This window comes from Microbulbifer maximicatervae (SeqCode) (assembly GCF_052467065.1).
In genome coordinates this window covers 3191406-3208783 of the sequence record NZ_CP174299.1, presented here as the reverse complement: position 1 = coordinate 3208783, position 17378 = coordinate 3191406, and the positions used below count along the sequence as shown (strand labels likewise).

Genomic DNA, 17378 nt, shown 5'->3' with positions numbered 1-17378 from the left:
ACTACATTAGACTAAGGCGGTCAGTGATGCTTTTGTAGGTAAAGACATACCATAAGGCAGCTATTTATATCAGCCCTTGAAGTGTAGTAGTTCAGACTTGACCTGACAGTTACCGATTTTTCAGAAGGTGTTCTGCCAGGTCAAGTCTGAACTACTACAACTAATCATATAGTGGGCATACTATTATTCAGGTAATTAGTTAACTACGACAAACTACCAACATTAAGGGTTTTGAAACTTTACTAAAATTAAAGGTCGGCACGGTATGGCATCCAGACTGTTCAACTTTTCTTTTGCCTTCACTTCCGCAATTTACAGTTTCACAAGCATACACGGAAATACCATCAGTGAAATTCGTTCCCATATCAATGACAGTCTCATTTTGTCTTCTCCTGATATTAGCCATGGCGCTAAGACAAAAGAGGTTCTAATCAGAGCTATATATATAGCTTTGGATGGCATACTTATTGAGCAAGCAGCACGCTATTCTCCCACCAATAACAAGAATTCAATTATTCCAAGCAACTTGGGCTAGCTGTATCGAATATGTTACCAAACCAAGTATTACTGGAGAGGCAAGCATCAGGAGTCTCATCTACCAAATCACCTTCACCATTACTACCAGTCACCTGATTTCCAGAAATAATGTAGTTCATTGAAGGTGGGTCCACTATATCAAAATCCATCACGATGCCAATATCTGAAGAATTCGATATCACATTCTGTACCACCAATCCATTAACAGTTGGAGGCTCTATAATAATTCCAAAAATAGATTCATCAATGGTATTCTGAATAACCTGACTGAAACTACCCGCAATGACAATCCCTGCTATAGCATCACTATTACCACTTAGAGAGTTCCCTGAAATACGACTGAAGTCCCCATTGAGTTGAAAACCAATGCTGCCAGGGCCACCTGAAAGAAACATTGAGCCATTAATAGAATTGTTGTCACTCTCCACTATAAAACCCACCCCTGGACTATCAGAAATCAAACCTTGAACTGAATGAAATCCATCGCCTTCTAAAAAGACAGAAATTCCACAAGTGTCTATGGTACCTCCTACTAATACAGCTCCTAAACCTTCAAGAGAGATCCCTGCGCTATCACTATCTTCACAAGTAAGTACATAACCGTTCATGTCCAGGCTTCCGGAAGGCCCTTCTATTGTGACCTGTGTTTCAAGATCACAGGAAATATCCTGACTGAGAACTTCTGCTGTCGTTATCGTATCTCCACACTGAACATCTGCCAGAGAGAAAATTGGCTTTGAAATAAAGATTGTTAATAATGCCAATGATGCACATACCTTCAGGTTCATCTTTTCCTCTAGAATAAATATTTGTCAAAGAGCTTTGATATACGAACAAGAATAGCAGCCTATAAGAAATACTTTAAATGGCTCCGAAGACCAACAGAGGAGGATTTTAGTGAAGTGTTAAAGGCCTTCACTCCCTAGCAGACTCCTTAAACTGCCAATGTGTACGCTAAAAATTCCTAGCCAAAAGAGTTCTCCGAAAAATTAAGCCAGGTGATGCGCCACTGAGAATCCCCTGGAAGAAAAAAGGCGCATCAGCTGACTAGTTTGATATAGAGCACGCTATTAAACAATAGTTCTTCACAAGCAGAAACCTACCCACCTCTACACATTGAGAGTAAAACTCATTGCAAGCCGAGCACGGTATTATTGTCCCCAAACTGGACGGCGGTGGCCAGATTACTAACCGTTGCCTGACTTAATCTCAACTGATTGGTATCACCATCCTGTATAGCCACTGCGGTATTAAAACTCTGTAGCTGTACTATCAAGGAATTATTAAGCAAACCACTTAACTGTAACGTTTCTCCAAAATTAAACTCATTGCTTTGCACAGTTTCCGCAGTATTAATCCCACCGCGCTGTTCAGTTAGCGCAGTATTAAAAGCACCAATCTGCTCATGTATCACCTCAAGGCTGGTACCCCTTTGCAGGATATAGCTGTCATGACCAAGATTCTCCTGAGTAGAATCAATAGAATTAGTATTCCCACTTTGAAGGGCAAACGAACTAGATCCCGAAGCAGAGTCTTGTGTAATCTCCAAACTCATAGAGTCACCTAACTGAATCCCTACAGCAGAATTATCTATTGCCGATCTTTGATTCATCTGGAAAGTTAAGCTTTCTCCAACTTGAAGCACGAACACCTCATTCTCGGAACTATTTTGAACACCGCCCTGATTGACGGCGCCTTGGTTAGCAACACCTAGCTGAGTAACCGTCGCTGAATTCCCAACTCCATTATTCTGCCCTATAGTAATATCGTTACTTATCCCACCCTGGAAAACAAAAGTAGAGCTATCGTCGACATCACCCTGAACTGAAATTACCGTATTCCCCTCTCCAAACTGATACTGTACAGCTATTGAGTCAATTGCTGCCTCCAGCTGTTCCGCACTAGCGGATTGATTACTGCCCACCTGTCGCTGGATAATAGTACTGTTTTCAGCAAAAGGACCTTGAGTTGCAGAAGCCCCATTATTAACACCAATTTGTAGTTGAATAATGGTACTTCCATTTACACCAGGACCACTCTGATCACCCTGTGCCGTATTACCTTGCCCGATTTGAATGAGCTGGTAGGTATTATCAGCAGCTATCCCTGCTGCACTGGAAATCGAAAACAGAACGCAGGCCATTAGAGAACTGTACTTCACTCCCTTTCATCTGACAATATTGATTACTGAAGTCCTAAAACTGTGTTGTTGTCACCAAACTGGGAGGAATTAGCCAAATTCCCCACTGTAGCCTGACTCAAACGGGTAGAGTTCGTATCCCCAGCCTGTGTTGTAATAGCTGTATTGAATGCCTCCAGCTGCAAAACAAAAGCATTGTTACGAAATCCACTCAATTGCAGCATCTCTGATGTACTAAAATCTCCACTTTGAGCCAACTCAGCAAAATTTAAAGCACCAAACTGCTGGACTAACCCAGCACTAAAATTACCTATTTGATCCTGCATGGCGTCCAGACCAATACCGTCCTGAACTCCAACACTTAAATTACCTATATTCTCTTGCCTAACTGCATAAGAGTTTGCGGTATTTTTTTGACTCACAAGTGAGGACGAACTCGCAGCTGCACTCTGAGCTACAAAAGAACGTAATTCATTACCCGACTGCACAACAAGAACACTATTGGCCACCCCTAAATTTTGATCAACATTCGAATCATTTCTAGACCCAAACTGAAAATTAACTACAGAATTCTCAAAACCAATATTTTGTGATACTCCACTTCTATTGGAATCGCCAATTATCGTTACTCTTATAGAGTCACTGACACTGCTATCCTGTGTTAAACTTGAGTTATTGCCGTCACCAATTAAAATTGCGCTAATATCTCCAGCTACCACGCCGGCTTGAGACGAGCCAACATCGTTATTGGTACCAACTTGTGTAATAGCAATACTCGATTGTGCAGTACCCGTTTGACCGATATTTTCGGCACTATTGTTGTTCCCAATCTGTATAATGGTAATGGTGGACGATATAGCTGCGCTCTGGTTAGATTCGGTAGAGTTACTGGCACCCAGCTGTAACTGATAAATCTCACTAGACTCGGTAAACAACTGCTGCTCACCTGTCACCTCATTGTCATTACCAATCTGTATCTGGCTAATCTGGCTATTACTAACCGTTAAATCACCTTGCTCACCCGTTGCCATATTTCCCGATCCGACCTGTATCAGGTTATAGGTGTTTTCAGCAGCCACTGAAACCGTATTGGCCACAACAGCCAGAATTCCTACTAAAACAGGTTTCAATACAGTCATCATAATTCCCTTAAAAGATCAAACTCAGCTTAAAACCCTGAATCCAGACAACTTCCGCAAGAAATGGAAGAGATAGATTTACTTAAGTTGCTTGAAATCAATAAAGTTATTGAAGTCCCAAAATAGTATTACTATCACCAAACTGTGCAGAGGTAGCAAAATTTCCCACTGTAGCCTGACTGAGACGGGTAGAGTTTGTATCACCGGTCTGTGTCACACCGACAGTATTAAATGCATCCAGCTGCACAACAACTGCATTATTGAGAAGCCCACTAAACTGCAAGATCTCTGAAGTGCTAAAATCACCACCCTGAGCAAGCTCAGCAAAATTCAGCCCACCAAATTGCTGGATAAACCCCCTACTAAAGTTACCAATCTGATTCTGAATTCCTTCTAAGCTGGTTCCATTTTGGAATCCAATACTAACGTTACCCACATTTTCCTGACGACTTTCAAAAGAATTATTATTATTATTTTGATAGATAAATGAACGAGAACCATTAGCAGAAATCTGAAATGTCTGAGCATTTAGTGCATTTCCCGTTTGCACTGTAACCTCAGCATTACCAGCCCCACCGTTCTGAGTAAGTGATAGAGTATTCATTGACCCAAACTGAAATCCACTTGCCGAACTCACCTGACCAGACCTCTGGGTAATTGTTATACTACTTGAATCACCTAAAGTTATTCCGCTGGCAGAAATATCTACACTGGAATTTTGTTGCACATTAGCATTATTACCATCACCAATGCTCACGATATTTATAATACTTCCTAAAGTGCTATCTTGAACAAGACCGTTGACATTACCGTCTCCTAGCTGTACGGAATCAATGGTAGATAGTAAGACCCCATCTTGTGAAATAAATGAAATATTATTCGAACCAATCTGTGTAACTGTGATACTGGTTAAAACAGAAGCGCTTTGCTCAACTTCTGCAGTATTACCTTGACCCAACTGAACTACAACTATTTCGCTAGATTCGGTAAATGATTGCTGCTCTCCAGTAGTATCATTGTTATTCCCTATTTGCGTTTGGCTAATTAGACTATTGGTAACACTGGGATCGCTTTGATCACCCATTGCTGTATTTCCTGACCCCACTTGAATGAGGTTATAGGTGTTATCGGCAGCTACAGAGGATATACTGACTATCACAAGCAACACACCTACCGAGAGAGGCTCAAATTTAGTCATCACTAAACCCTTTGGGAGAAAAAATTGTCTCATATTGTGAGTTTTAGACAGCCTCCCCATATAATGAGGGAGGCTGGATCTCCTAATGAATTTAAAATCAATACGCTACTGAAGACCCAATACCGTATTGTTATCACCATACTGGGCAGAACCTGCAAGATTTCCGCCTGTTGTTTGGCTAAGTCTTGTAGAATTGCTGGCTCCAGTTTGGACAGCAGCCGCTGTATTAAATCCGCTAAATTGCAATATTAAAGATTCATTGAGTAAACCACTAAACTGGAGTGTTTCTGCAGTGTTAAACCCAACAGTCTGTAGCGTTATGGCCGTGTTTATTCCACCAAACTGTTCCGTATACGCGGTACTTAATAACCCCTCTTGTTCAGTTAGGGCTCCAAGATTGGTACCATTTTGGAAGATAAAACTATCATGTCCTAAACCTACCTGTCGCGACTCCGCACTATTATTATTCCCACCTGCTTGAATCCCTACAGAGTTAGATGCCGAGGCCAAATTCTGGTTAATAGACATTCCGTGTAAGTTACCGGCCTGAAAGCCTATTGCAGTATTCATCTCACCAGCATTCTGACTCAGAATAAAGTTGAGATTCTCACCCACCTGAACCATCACTCCCACATTACCAGATGCATTCTTCTGAGAGCCAAACCCCATGTTATTTACCCCTAACTGGCCAATACTTATGGAATTATTAAGACTACTGTCTTGCTCAACGAGCATGGTATTACTGGAACCCACCTGGAAAATATCACTTATATCTCCCTCCGTATCAAACTGCTGGGAATTACCAGTATTACTTTCTCCATATTGAGCAACTGTAGAGGTCGTAGATATCGCACCTTCCTGCAGTACATTTGACATGTTGGCGATACCAACTTGTCGTTGGATAACTGTACTAGATATAGTCAAGCCTTCCTGTGTTACCTGAGCATCATTAGAATTGCCAATTTGTACCTGAATGACGGTACTGCCAACTACCGTTATCTCACTCTGATCCGCCGACGCGGTATTACCATTACCAATTTGGATAAGCTCATAAGTGTTATCAGCAGCCACTGAAAAAGCGCTAACCATCGCAGCTAAAATACCCACCGAAATAGGCTTGAACGAATTCATCACTAACTCCTTAAAGCAGCAGGCAATTAGGCTTGCCGCCGCTATTTTTTTACAGAGCCAAAGAATGTGACAGATATGCCCCTTATCACTTCAGCACTAGAACCTATAATTTACTGAGTTAACATACCCACATTGCCGTCTCCTACTTGAGTAGTAGACACACTATTATTAGCGTTGGCTTGTGTAAGAGTGATCTGATTTGAGTTTCCTAGCTGGGAAGTGGAGCTGGCATTAAAGCTAGCCAGCTGAGTGACCATAACAGAGTTTCCTGACCCCCCTAATTGCATAATATCTACACTATTAAAGGTACCTGCTTGATCGATTTCAGCACTATTGGTGCTGCCATGCTGCTCCGTATAAACAACACCAAACTCTCCGCTTTGAGTAATATCTACACTGTTTGATTCGCCAAATTGCTGAGAGTATGCCTCGTTGTAGACGCCAGTCTGAGAGTGCCAGGCATCCAGGCCTTCGCCTTCCTGGCGAATTTCACTGTAGTGCCCGATGGATTGCTGCAGAGTATTTACGCTATTACCTGTACCATCCTGAGCAACAATTGCAGTAGAGTCAAAGGCAAGAGTATGACTTATATTTAACGTATTGGAACTTCCATATTGCTCAGTGGTAATACTATTCCCTACACTTGCAGTTTGTGTCACTGCCGCACTCTGTGCACTACCTTCTTGATGCATAGAGATAGAGTTTGCTGCTGAGCCAGTCTGCGATACATTCAGAACGTTAGTATCTCCCACCTGAACAATACCAATAAACTCATTCAGTGTATTTGTTTGAGTAAATGAGGCTTCATGATTATTCCCAATCTGCACTATCAAAATAGTACTTAACTCGGCAAACTCCTGCGCAGGTGTCGCTGAGTTATTATCACCAATTTGCTCTACTAGAATGCTTGAAAAAACTGAGCCGGCTTGGGTTGCCTCAATATAATTACTATCACCCACCTGTGATTGCTGAATCAAACTGAAGGAAGTAAATAGGTTCTGGGTTGCATTCACCTCATTATCATCACCCACCTGAACTTGGATAACCGTATCACCAACAGCAGAATTGTCACTTTGATCTGAGTTAGCGGTATTACCCGATCCTACCTGAAGAACATCATAGGTGTGGTCTGCGGCAAGAGCGGCAGTTCCAATCATTGAAAATAAAACAGTTGCTGCAACAGGTCTGTACATGCTCATCTAATACTCCTTAAAGATGACAGGTCCAGCTCGAAAGCTTTTACGACGATTTTTTCAAGAGCGCAGCATCATTGAGTAGAACAAATATTGAGGTCGTGGCGCATAGCATGGGCCACTTAGGGGCGGGCGGTGACAGTTGAATGACTAGTTTCATAAGTCAAACTCATACTACTTCGCATACAAACAACAATATTGCGATACTTCTTGAGTGATAAAACGATGCTGAATTCAGTATTGATAAGAAACAAAGGTTTTTCTATGAGAGATTAGTTGTATGCTAGTGGGAAGAAAGTATCCTGTTTACACAGGCGAGCAATCAGAGAGTGAGTATTTCTTACTAATAAATGAAGGAGCAGCCATACAATTCGACTACTCCATAGATTATTATTTAATCTAAACAACTCGGATCAGCCGTATCAAAGATATTTCCATACCATAAATTTGTAGACATACAGGCATCCGGATTTGAATCAACCAAATCACCATCAGGGTTACCCGTTGCTATGTTTCCAGTAACCAAATAGTCGCTTTGTCCGCCACCCTCCATTGATATACCTGTCTGGCCACCATTTGTTACTGAATTTTGTATCACTTGCCCACCTGAAGAGGGCTGAATTACGATCCCACCTTGACTGTTATTGTCACAAAAATTTTGAGCGACAAACGCGTTATTACCATTAATAGCTATACCTCTAAATGGCGCTGCCTGGTTACCTTCTACAAGGAAGTTTCCAATCGCACTATTACTCTCACCCGAAACCTCTATACCTATAGTATAACCATCAGTAACAGTAGATCCGCTCACAATATTATATTCACTTACTAACCAAATACCGGTATTAATACCATCTTGAACCGTCATCGACTGCACGCTGTGGAAGCCATCTCCAATTACAAAAATACCTACTGCACATCCATCCACCACTCCATTTGAAAGCACAGCGGCGTTACCCTGGACGTCAATACCTCTTGTGGATCCACCTCCACACTCCAAGGTGAATCCATTCATATCTAAACTTCCAGTTGGACCCTCAATCGTTAGCGCCGGCGTACCACTACAATTTAATAGATCTTCAGTGAGAATCTCTGCACTTGTAATAGTATCTCCACACTCCACCGCAGCCACTGACACAAAAGGAAGAGCCAATATTGCTGACACCAGAAGCTTCACATCCATTAGTTTCATGAGCTAAACCTTTAAGTCTATAAAAACAACAATTAAAAAAAGTTCGCATCCGAGGATTTTACTTTTAACGGAGGCGAAGCATTTTTTAGTCTAGCTACGGTTATTAACTTAACGATAAGAATATTTTCTCATACCTTAAAGGTTTAAATTTAAACAAATTGATACTGAACAATACTTTCGGCCTAGGACCTAATAAAACCCAAGCACATCAAACGACGTAACGCCTATATTTAAATTAGCGCCTTTTATTTAGCAAGTAGCGATACAAAGCCTACTAGCTTTTAAACGCTTTCTGTCTACTCAGGATCAAAGTCTAATGAAAAAGGAATGGGCAATTCAACTTATTTATAAGCGCATAAGTACAAGAATTGGAGTCAGCCTGTCTAGCAATACCTATAGAGACATCAGGCACGAACTAAAGGTAAAACAATCATTCCAATGATGCCCATATATCATCAAAAAAGGGGCTCTGAATAGAGCCCCTTTTAATTATCCTGATGCCTGTGGATGGGTATCAGGTAAAGGATTTTGAATACTGCTCTCTACTGCGGGTTTCTCCACAAGTTCAGACCATACACTGTCCGCTTCGATTTTTGCCTGCCGCTTGCGAAGATGAATCAAGAGTAAAACAAATGATGCTCCTATCAGTAGCGCAACAACGTCAACCGCCCATACCTGGGTGGCAGCTCCCAGCAACTCGCCTTTGATAAGTGAGCTAATTGGTATCAGGAAGATAGTGGCGGCACAGAAGGCAAGAAGCTGCCGAGCAGCTGCCATGGGACGACGAACAAATACCCATGCCAGCGCAAATAAAAAGCCTGTGTAATAAGCGGCTTTCTGCCAAAACTCAATATCTACTTGAGCATGAGGCATCCACTTTACTGCCAGCATACTCGCGGCGATACCCAAAATAGTGCCCAGCCCAACCCCCACTGTCAGTCTTGCCATTACCATTGATGAGGTTGTTTGTACCGGTAGTTTCCCCTGCCCTCTGCGTTTTTTGCGGCGGCTTTCAATCCACAGCAGATTGCCGGTGAAGAAGATCAGTGCTCCCATAATGCCGAGAATAAAGTACACCCAGCGCACGGCACTTCCACCAAAACTGCCAAAATGCAGGGAAAAAATGCTCAATACCGTGCCACTATAACCATTGAAATTACTGGGCAGAATGCTGCTGTAGGGAACTTCGCTCAAGTAAGGGTTGCCTAGCACGTAAGCATACTCAGCACCTCGCACCACCTCACCATGCATGATTCCACCTACACGCATGCGTGGACCGCGAGTATCCAGATTGAAATAGAGGATTTCCGCCATTTGGAATTTGGGCTCCCGCTCCTGAATCGCAGCTCCCAACTCTGTGACAGGCACCAACTCAGAGAAGCTCTTCACCTCTGCTGGCGCCGGGCGAGTGAACATGGGGGAATCTCCGTATACCGCCACGCGCAGAGCACCATAAAGTGGATCATGAAAGGCAAACACGAAGGCGGTAAAAGCGATAATCAGGTGAAACGGCAGAGAGGTGATACCCAGTACATTGTGAAAATCCAGCCAGTAGCGCTTGCGGTTCTTACCCTTTCTGAGTACCAATAAGTCCTTGAACCAAGTGGGCAGGAAAACAATCAGCCCTGAAATCAATGCAACAAAATACAACGCCGCCACAACACCCAATACATAAGTACCAAAAGCATCGTGGCCCTCACCACCGGGAATACCGGCAGTGCGATGTAAATGATCGACAAATTCGCCAATGGCGGAAACCGTAAAACTTTGAGTGATCAGCTGCCCTTTTTCATCGAAGCTGGCATACCAGAGAGTATGGTCATGGGTTTCTTCATCCTCTATTTCCCAACTCACCGGTGCCGCCTGTAGACCCGCCAGTGGCAATTGGACAGTCATCTGTTTTGCTGCTTCCGGATGCGCCTGCAGAACCTCGGAAATAAGGCTGTCATACTGATCGACAGAAATACTTGGCAGGGTGGTCTCTGGCTGCAGAGCCCATTGATTGAGGGGCCCTTTAAACATGGTCAGAGCGCCAGCGACAAAAGCGATATACAGAAACAAGCCCGCAAGAATACCGGTCCAGGTATGCACGCTTTTATAAGTTTTAATCAATTCAACGCGCATATTTTTAGCCTCCGAATTTCGCTACCCACAACAGGGTAAACAGCACCAAATTTAGCCCCAGGTAAAGAGACAACATACGCCTGACACTAATAAACAGGTAAACCAGACTTACCAAAGTGAGCCAGACAGGAGTGATCAACCACATCACGAATTGACTTTTATCATCAACCACTACATCACCGGGGCCCCACAGAGCAATCAATCCAGCAATGGCAATTGCGATGGGCAATCCGAAGAAAACTGCACACAGGCTTTTTACCCACCAGTGGGGCTTGTAGCCTTCTAACCCTTTTTCAATTCGCTTCTTTTTCTTTGCCAAGACTTTGCCCGGCTTGTCCAATACGCCGCTAAAAGGCAGCAGTCCCAGCGCTAACATAAAAGTGCTAAGAAGCGTAAAGGAAGCAGACATCGCTGAAAAATTTTGGTGGAAAAGCGCCCAGGAAATGACAAGGAGCGCGAAGCTGATGAGAAGAGCGGGATAAAACTCGATTGGTCTCTGCTCACGCCACTGCTGATTGGGACACCCTAAATAAAGGACAGAAGACGCAAGGACACAACTCAATAGGCCGAGTCCCGTTAAAACTGAGGAATACATTTCTAGTTTCACTTAAGAGTTAGAAGCACTACCACTAAAGAGGTAGAAAATTGTTTGCCAGGCACTGATCAATCGGTGCAGCTAAGCCGTTCCCAGACGAAATAATAGTGAGAGTTTATTGCGGCAATCCCCTATTTGCAAATAAGAATGATTAGCATTATATTCACCGCCGATCTTCCTTGTCGTCCTGACTTCTTTACCTTGCTAGGGATTACGCTATGTACAAACGCCACCTGCTCAGCAAAGCCGTTTCACTCACTATTCTTACTTCGATTGGAGCGACAGCGATCGCCGCAGATGAGAAGAAAGAAGAGTATGCGCCGCAGGCAATGGAAAATGTCATTGTTATTGGTGAGAAAACAGAGCGCTCCCTCAAGGAAACCACTTCTTCGGTATCCGTAATTACCGAAGAAACCTTAAATAGCATGCAACACCTGAGCATTACCGATGCGGTGTCTAATATCTCTAACGTGGTAGTACTTTCCGGCGCTACTCCGGATATTCGCGGTGTGTCCGGTAACGGTTCAGCCACCGGCTTTAACTCCTTTACCGGTGGTGCCAAAGCCCGTGTCTCCACGTTAATTGATGGTGTCGCCGAGCCATTTGTCGCAGACCTCACGGGTGATTCCGGTATTTGGGATGTAGAACAAATTGAAGTATTTCGTGGACCCCAGTCCACCAGCAATGGCCGTAACAGCATTGCCGGCTCTGTATTTATCAAAACCAAAGATCCCAGCTTCGACTGGGAAGGTGCAGCTCGCGTAGGTTACCGCGACCAGGACGGCTATATCGATACTTCTGGCATGATTTCCGGCCCAATTGTTGATGATACCCTCGCCTTCCGCCTGACGGCCCAGCAACTCACCGGCGACACTATCAGCAATGCCCAAGAGTATGAGGACAACCCCGCTGACTTCGACCTGAACACTCTGGAAACCCAGCGACTGAAAGGCAAGCTTCTGTGGACACCCACTGAAAAGTTAGAGGCATTATTTACTGTGTCCACTAACAGTGAAGAGGGAAATACCGGGCGTATGTACTACACCCTAACCGGTGTTGATGACTACGAAACTTATTTCTATCGCGATATGGATACCGAATCCACAACCACCAGCGCCAAAGTGGATTACCAAATCAGCGAGGATATTTCTATTGAAGTCCTGGCCGCCTATATGGATTACCAGTGGGGCTTTGATTCCTATGAAGAAGATTCCAGCAGCCAACAGTATGTTCGTATGGACGAACAGAACACCACCATCGATGCAAAGTTAAACTTTGGTCTCACCAGTGACACCCTGCACGGGTTTATTGGCTTTGCTCACTTCGAAAGAGAGCAAGACTTTAACAGCTCCAACAGTGTTACTTATTTTGGTGACGACGAAAGTACCTCCACCGCTATTTATGGTGAAGTTACCTATGCTTTAACTGATAAATTAAATCTAATCAGTGGATTGCGTGTTGAAAATGAGGAGCAAAATCGTAATTTTAACTTCAATAATGGCTTCTTAATTGCAGGTTTGGATACTGATAAAACCATCACCCTTCCTAAACTCGCCCTGCAATACGACTTGACTGAGGACACTATTGTTTCTGCCAGTGCTCGTAAAGGCTACAACGCAGCAGGTGGTGCCCTAGATTTTAGCGCAAGTGACTATTACAACTACGACGAAGAAACCGTTAACACTTATGAGTTAGCAGTACGTAGCTCTTTGGCAAATGGCACCGTCAGCCTAAACGGTAACCTGTTTTTCAATGAATACTCCGGCTATCAGGCACTCAGCTCTACTCGCAAAATTGTTAATATGGATACAGTAGAGACCTATGGCGTTGAACTCGAAGCTATCGCAATGCTGACTCCGCAATGGGAATTACGTGCCGGACTCGGACTACTGGAGACTGAAATCACCGATGCCGGTGCTGATTATGCAGATGCTGACGGCAACGAACTCAATTCCGCGCCAAATGTCACCGCTAATCTAGGCACAAAATACTGGATTAGTGATGCGCTTAGCGTAGGTCTCTCCGCCAACTATGTAGACGAGTACTACGGTGATTTCACCAATACTGAAGAGCGGGTTGCCGGCGATTACACTCTCGCCCGCCTGAATGTTAATTATGAAGGAGAAGATTGGAGCATCGCAGCCTATGTTAACAATGCCTTTAATGAAGAAGGATTCCTCACTATTGAACCGGCAGTAGAAGGTGGCCACTACCCAGATGGCTACGCAGCCATTGTTGAGCCACGCAATGTTGGTTTATCTGCTACCTACCGATTCTAAATAGCGACGTTATTACCCGCTAAAAATCCGGCCCTGAATGAGTTTATCTCACACAGGGACCGGAATTACGATATCGTCCTAAGCCTCGCCCTACTGCACAATTATTACCATATTGCTGTTTCCAATCTGGGAAACATTAGCATTTTGAAAATCGTTAACCTGGCTAACGGTAAACATATTTAAGTTACCCTGCTGTAATGCCGTGGCAACACCATTCGCTCCGCTTTGGATAGTCGAACCCATATTAGTCAAACCGATCTGAGTGGTACTTGCCAAATTAAAGCTGCCAGATTGAGCGTGGATAATAGTGTTAAATTCATTTTGCTGACTAATAGCACTGGTATTATTATTATCTGTTTGATTCACAGTAGCATTATTACTATTTCCCAACTGACTTAATGTGGAAGTGTTAGTGTCGGATACAAATTGCGACACGGTAGCCACATTCAAATTCCCTTGCTGGGCAGTTACCGCCGAGTTTGTCGTGCTGTTGGTTTGAACAACCGTACCGGTGTTGTTGTCACCCACTTGATTAATAACTGCTGTATCAGTAGTACTACTCGACTGTGTAACAGTGGCAAAGTTAACCAGATTGAACTGATTTATAGTTGCAACACTGGTTGTAGATGCCACCTGATTAATTACGCCAATATTAGTATTCCCATTTTGAGTAATAACGGCAGCCACAGTATCAGATGAATTTTGAGCAACAGTGGAAGTATTTAAATTCCCTGTTTGTATCTGATTAACTGTGCTTCCGGTATTTCCGTTTACCTGAGTGGCAGTGGCTGTATTAGTGTCTCCAGTCTGGGTTTGGCTGATAAAGTTAAATGTAACGGTTGGATCACTTTGATCTGCTGTCGCGTTATTACCTACTCCATTTTGGTTCTGAACCGCAACATTGTTGGAAGCAAAAACACCCTGACTTGCAACAGCAAGCAGGACCGCAGCCGCCAACGGGGCACACCTTTTCATATTTATCTCCTTAGAATATGAAATGTCGCTAAATTAAGATTCTTATACTGCATCAACACACAAAATTAATTAGCACCATATGCAACAACATTAAGAGAAAGCAATTTACGATCAGCTGCGCTTAATTTTGCTAAAACAAATACCGGAACTTCAGCATTTATGCTTATAAACTCTTGCTTCTCAAGGACTCAATCCCCAGCTTCCTTCAGGAATCTATGCTTGATGCTGTGTTGAGTCTTATCTCCGATGGCACTTTCAGCAATAGGAGAATAGTGCGGAAAATATAGGAAGAAAGTTCCCCCCCCTATTTAGGAAAACAGCCATACTGTAGGCGAATCCATTATTTTTAACGCCATCACTACACACATACAACGAAACCTCTCAAACACACCCTCTCTTAATATCAACCAGGCCACAAACCACTCTAGAAAATCACGCCCTCACTAATTGACACGCCACCAAAGAACAATTATGGAAACACTACGCATATTTGAACCGAAAAGCCAACCTTTAAACTCATCTATAAAACACCAAATAATAAAAATCCAACTCCTCCAGCACATATCCCATCAACATAGTTAATCAATAGGAATTATTCTCCATAAATATGAGAACAACTTCCTATTGTCATCAACCAAACAAAGACCAAAATTCGAGATATTTACACCCTATCAACCACTTCAAATATCAGACAATCACAATAGGAATATATCAATGAAGGCGATTTTAAATATTAAAACATCAATAATCGCAGCAGCAGGTTGTTGTTTAATGAGCGCATCGGGTATAGCCTTATCCGTAAGTTGTGGAGACACGATCTCTACTCCCGAAGTATTAGATACAGATATATCTAACTGCGCAGCCTCACCAGCCATCACAATAATGGGCCCTACCGGTAGTCTCGATCTCAATGGATTTTCATTATCCTGTGATGGCCTGGCTGGCACAGGAATTCTACTGGAAGGAACTACAGCTGTACTTATTAATAGCCAAGCATCCAGTGGCATCATTACATCATGTGATATAGGCGTATCTGTAGAAGGCAGCGGCCTTCACAATGTCATCGGCGTTACAACGCAAGAAAATGGATCTTTGGGAATGTCAGTCAGTAGCAGTCGCAATATTGTCAGCGGCTCAATCAATGACTTTAATTTTGGTAATGGCATTATCGTTCTCGGCGACTGGAATAGTTTTTTTGAAGTAAGCGCCACCAGCAATGGGGAAGGTGGCATTATTATCTCAGGAGATAACAATCAAGTTTTCCAAAGCACCGCCAGAAATAATACTTTTTCTGGAATAGCAATCCAAGATGCAAACTACACCAACATTATACTAAACACTACATCAAGTAATAATGAATACGGTATTTCAGTAAGTAATTTTGGGCAAGTAGGGAATTTCGTAACAGGAAATACTGCTGAATCTAATGATATAGATGACCTGTTTGATGATAATACTCCTGCCTGTGTAGGAACCACATGGTACGGTAATATTTTCAGCTCATCAAATGACGCCTGCATTAACTAGCTTAAAAATAATTGCGGGATTCAAGGCATTAAACTTCTAGCTTTTGAATCCCGCATAAAAACAATTAACGCTTATCTATGCCTTACTTCTGAGAATATCCCTCTATAACTGAACCAGCCTAGCAAACCAAACTCTCCTCTCACTACATCAATCCACACTGGCCAACTGGATATCCCTCAGGAATAAATATGAAAACGAAAATCTAAAGGGAGATCAGGCTTTCAGCAATTACACTAGCTGCAGTATCCGTAATACTGTGGCGACACCATTAAACTGCCTGCAAGCCTATCAACTTATCGTAAAACGCTATTAATTTGACGTTACACAATCTCCGGAGGTAGTAGCGTCAGGTGAATTCCCAACCCAGCTATTTAAACAGGGTGAACTATTATTATCTTGCAGATCAAAATCTATATTGCTGAAAACAGTATTCCCAACAATCACATTGCCAGACTGCCCCAAAAGTTCCAGTAAGATTCCAGCGGTATTCGCCCCTCCAATCCCACTCATTGAGACAGTATTTTGGGCAACCGTATTACCATCTGCTTTACCAATTAAGATACCATTTAATGTGCTTCGACTGATCTCATTGCTTACAATAAGATTGTTATTACCCTCTAACTGAATACCATTTTCTAAATTATCTAGGATCGAGCTAGAAGACACATTATTATTATCACCAGCTATAAATATGCCAGTGCCACTGTTTTTAAATATTCCTGACTGAATAACAGAGTTAAAACTACTATTAACAGCGATCCCTGATATATCTGTTCCATCTACTCTGATTGCCTGTATATGGTGGGCTCCAGTTCCATCCAACGATATTCCGATGTCACATAGTGTTACCACACCATTTGATAGGAAAGCCGCAACACCGTCAATCTGGATACCAACAGCAGAGCCATCGCACCTAAGGGTGTACTCTGCCATATCTAGGCTACCCGTAGGCCCCATTATCGTTAGTGCGGGTTCTGTTGAGCACACAAGGTCCTGATCAAGTACTTCAGGGGTAGTAATTGTGTCACCGCAGTCTACTGCAAAGGCGGAACTACCTAAAGCAAAGTATAAAATACCAGGTACCACAAAGTGCCTAGCGGATCCCCTAAATTCATATACCATACAATCCTCCTTGAATCAACTTAACAATCATATCCCTCAGCCAACCAAAAGGCTGGGCTATCTCACGCAGACAAAATAACTATAGAATATATCCCTTATAGTCTTAGGTAACCTCACCAGCAAAAAATCACACACAATAATAAAATCTATGGGAAATAGAGCTAGACGTAAGACACCTTAAAAAGACTTGCGGCACGTCTCATGAAATTTTTGTAGAGTAAAGACA

General features: G+C 42.9%; 13 protein-coding genes. 2 read left to right on the top strand and 11 right to left on the bottom strand.

Annotated features, from left to right (window positions below; genetic code table 11):
* Window positions 1-512: 512 nt before the first annotated feature.
* From ACJJI1_RS14145 to ACJJI1_RS14105, 9 genes are all read right to left on the bottom strand, one after another.
* Window positions 513-1325 (bottom strand): right-handed parallel beta-helix repeat-containing protein, encoded by an 813-nt coding sequence (locus ACJJI1_RS14145; protein WP_444957053.1) that lies wholly within the window; start codon window positions 1323-1325, stop codon window positions 513-515.
* A gap of 341 nt (window positions 1326-1666) precedes the next feature.
* Window positions 1667-2698 (bottom strand): hypothetical protein, encoded by a 1032-nt coding sequence (locus ACJJI1_RS14140; protein ID WP_444957052.1) that lies wholly within the window; start codon window positions 2696-2698, stop codon window positions 1667-1669.
* Between the two features lie 23 nt (window positions 2699-2721).
* Window positions 2722-3816 carry a hypothetical protein gene (locus tag ACJJI1_RS14135; protein WP_444957051.1) on the bottom strand — a complete coding sequence of 365 codons (1095 nt, stop codon included), beginning with the start codon at window positions 3814-3816 and terminating at the stop codon, window positions 2722-2724.
* Between the two features lie 106 nt (window positions 3817-3922).
* Window positions 3923-5014, bottom strand: a complete 1092-nt coding sequence (locus ACJJI1_RS14130; protein WP_444957050.1) for a hypothetical protein — start codon at window positions 5012-5014, stop codon at window positions 3923-3925.
* A 105-nt stretch (window positions 5015-5119) separates the two neighbouring features.
* The gene (locus ACJJI1_RS14125) at window positions 5120-6145 is read right to left on the bottom strand and encodes a hypothetical protein (protein ID WP_444957049.1); all 1026 of its coding nucleotides are present in this window, start codon (window positions 6143-6145) and stop codon (window positions 5120-5122) included.
* Window positions 6146-6255: 110 nt separating this feature from the next.
* Complete coding sequence (locus tag ACJJI1_RS14120; RefSeq protein ID WP_444957048.1) at window positions 6256-7344, bottom strand: hypothetical protein; 1089 nt, start codon at window positions 7342-7344, stop codon at window positions 6256-6258.
* Window positions 7345-7732: 388 nt separating this feature from the next.
* Window positions 7733-8530 (bottom strand): right-handed parallel beta-helix repeat-containing protein, encoded by a 798-nt coding sequence (locus tag ACJJI1_RS14115; protein ID WP_444957047.1) that lies wholly within the window; start codon window positions 8528-8530, stop codon window positions 7733-7735.
* A 489-nt stretch (window positions 8531-9019) separates the two neighbouring features.
* Window positions 9020-10654, bottom strand: a complete 1635-nt coding sequence (locus tag ACJJI1_RS14110) for a PepSY-associated TM helix domain-containing protein (protein WP_444957046.1) — start codon at window positions 10652-10654, stop codon at window positions 9020-9022.
* A gap of 4 nt (window positions 10655-10658) precedes the next feature.
* Window positions 10659-11030 (bottom strand): hypothetical protein, encoded by a 372-nt coding sequence (locus tag ACJJI1_RS14105; RefSeq protein ID WP_444957045.1) that lies wholly within the window; start codon window positions 11028-11030, stop codon window positions 10659-10661.
* A gap of 437 nt (window positions 11031-11467) precedes the next feature.
* Here ACJJI1_RS14105 and ACJJI1_RS14100 point away from each other — a divergent pair, with 437 nt between their 5' ends.
* The gene (locus ACJJI1_RS14100) at window positions 11468-13528 is read left to right on the top strand and encodes a TonB-dependent receptor (protein ID WP_444957044.1); all 2061 of its coding nucleotides are present in this window, start codon (window positions 11468-11470) and stop codon (window positions 13526-13528) included.
* Between the two features lie 90 nt (window positions 13529-13618).
* Here ACJJI1_RS14100 and ACJJI1_RS14095 read toward each other — a convergent pair whose 3' ends face one another.
* A complete protein-coding gene (locus ACJJI1_RS14095) occupies window positions 13619-14485 on the bottom strand; it encodes a hypothetical protein (protein WP_444912402.1) in 867 nt (288 codons plus the stop codon).
* A gap of 732 nt (window positions 14486-15217) precedes the next feature.
* Between ACJJI1_RS14095 and ACJJI1_RS14090 the strand changes: the two genes are divergently transcribed.
* Window positions 15218-16030: a NosD domain-containing protein gene (locus tag ACJJI1_RS14090; RefSeq protein ID WP_444912401.1), complete on the top strand. Its 813-nt coding sequence runs from the start codon at window positions 15218-15220 to the stop codon at window positions 16028-16030.
* 309 nt (window positions 16031-16339) lie between these two features.
* On the opposite strand, the gene ACJJI1_RS14085 is transcribed toward ACJJI1_RS14090, so the two are convergent.
* Window positions 16340-16963: a NosD domain-containing protein gene (locus tag ACJJI1_RS14085; RefSeq protein ID WP_444957043.1), complete on the bottom strand. Its 624-nt coding sequence runs from the start codon at window positions 16961-16963 to the stop codon at window positions 16340-16342.
* Window positions 16964-17378: the final 415 nt, after the last annotated feature.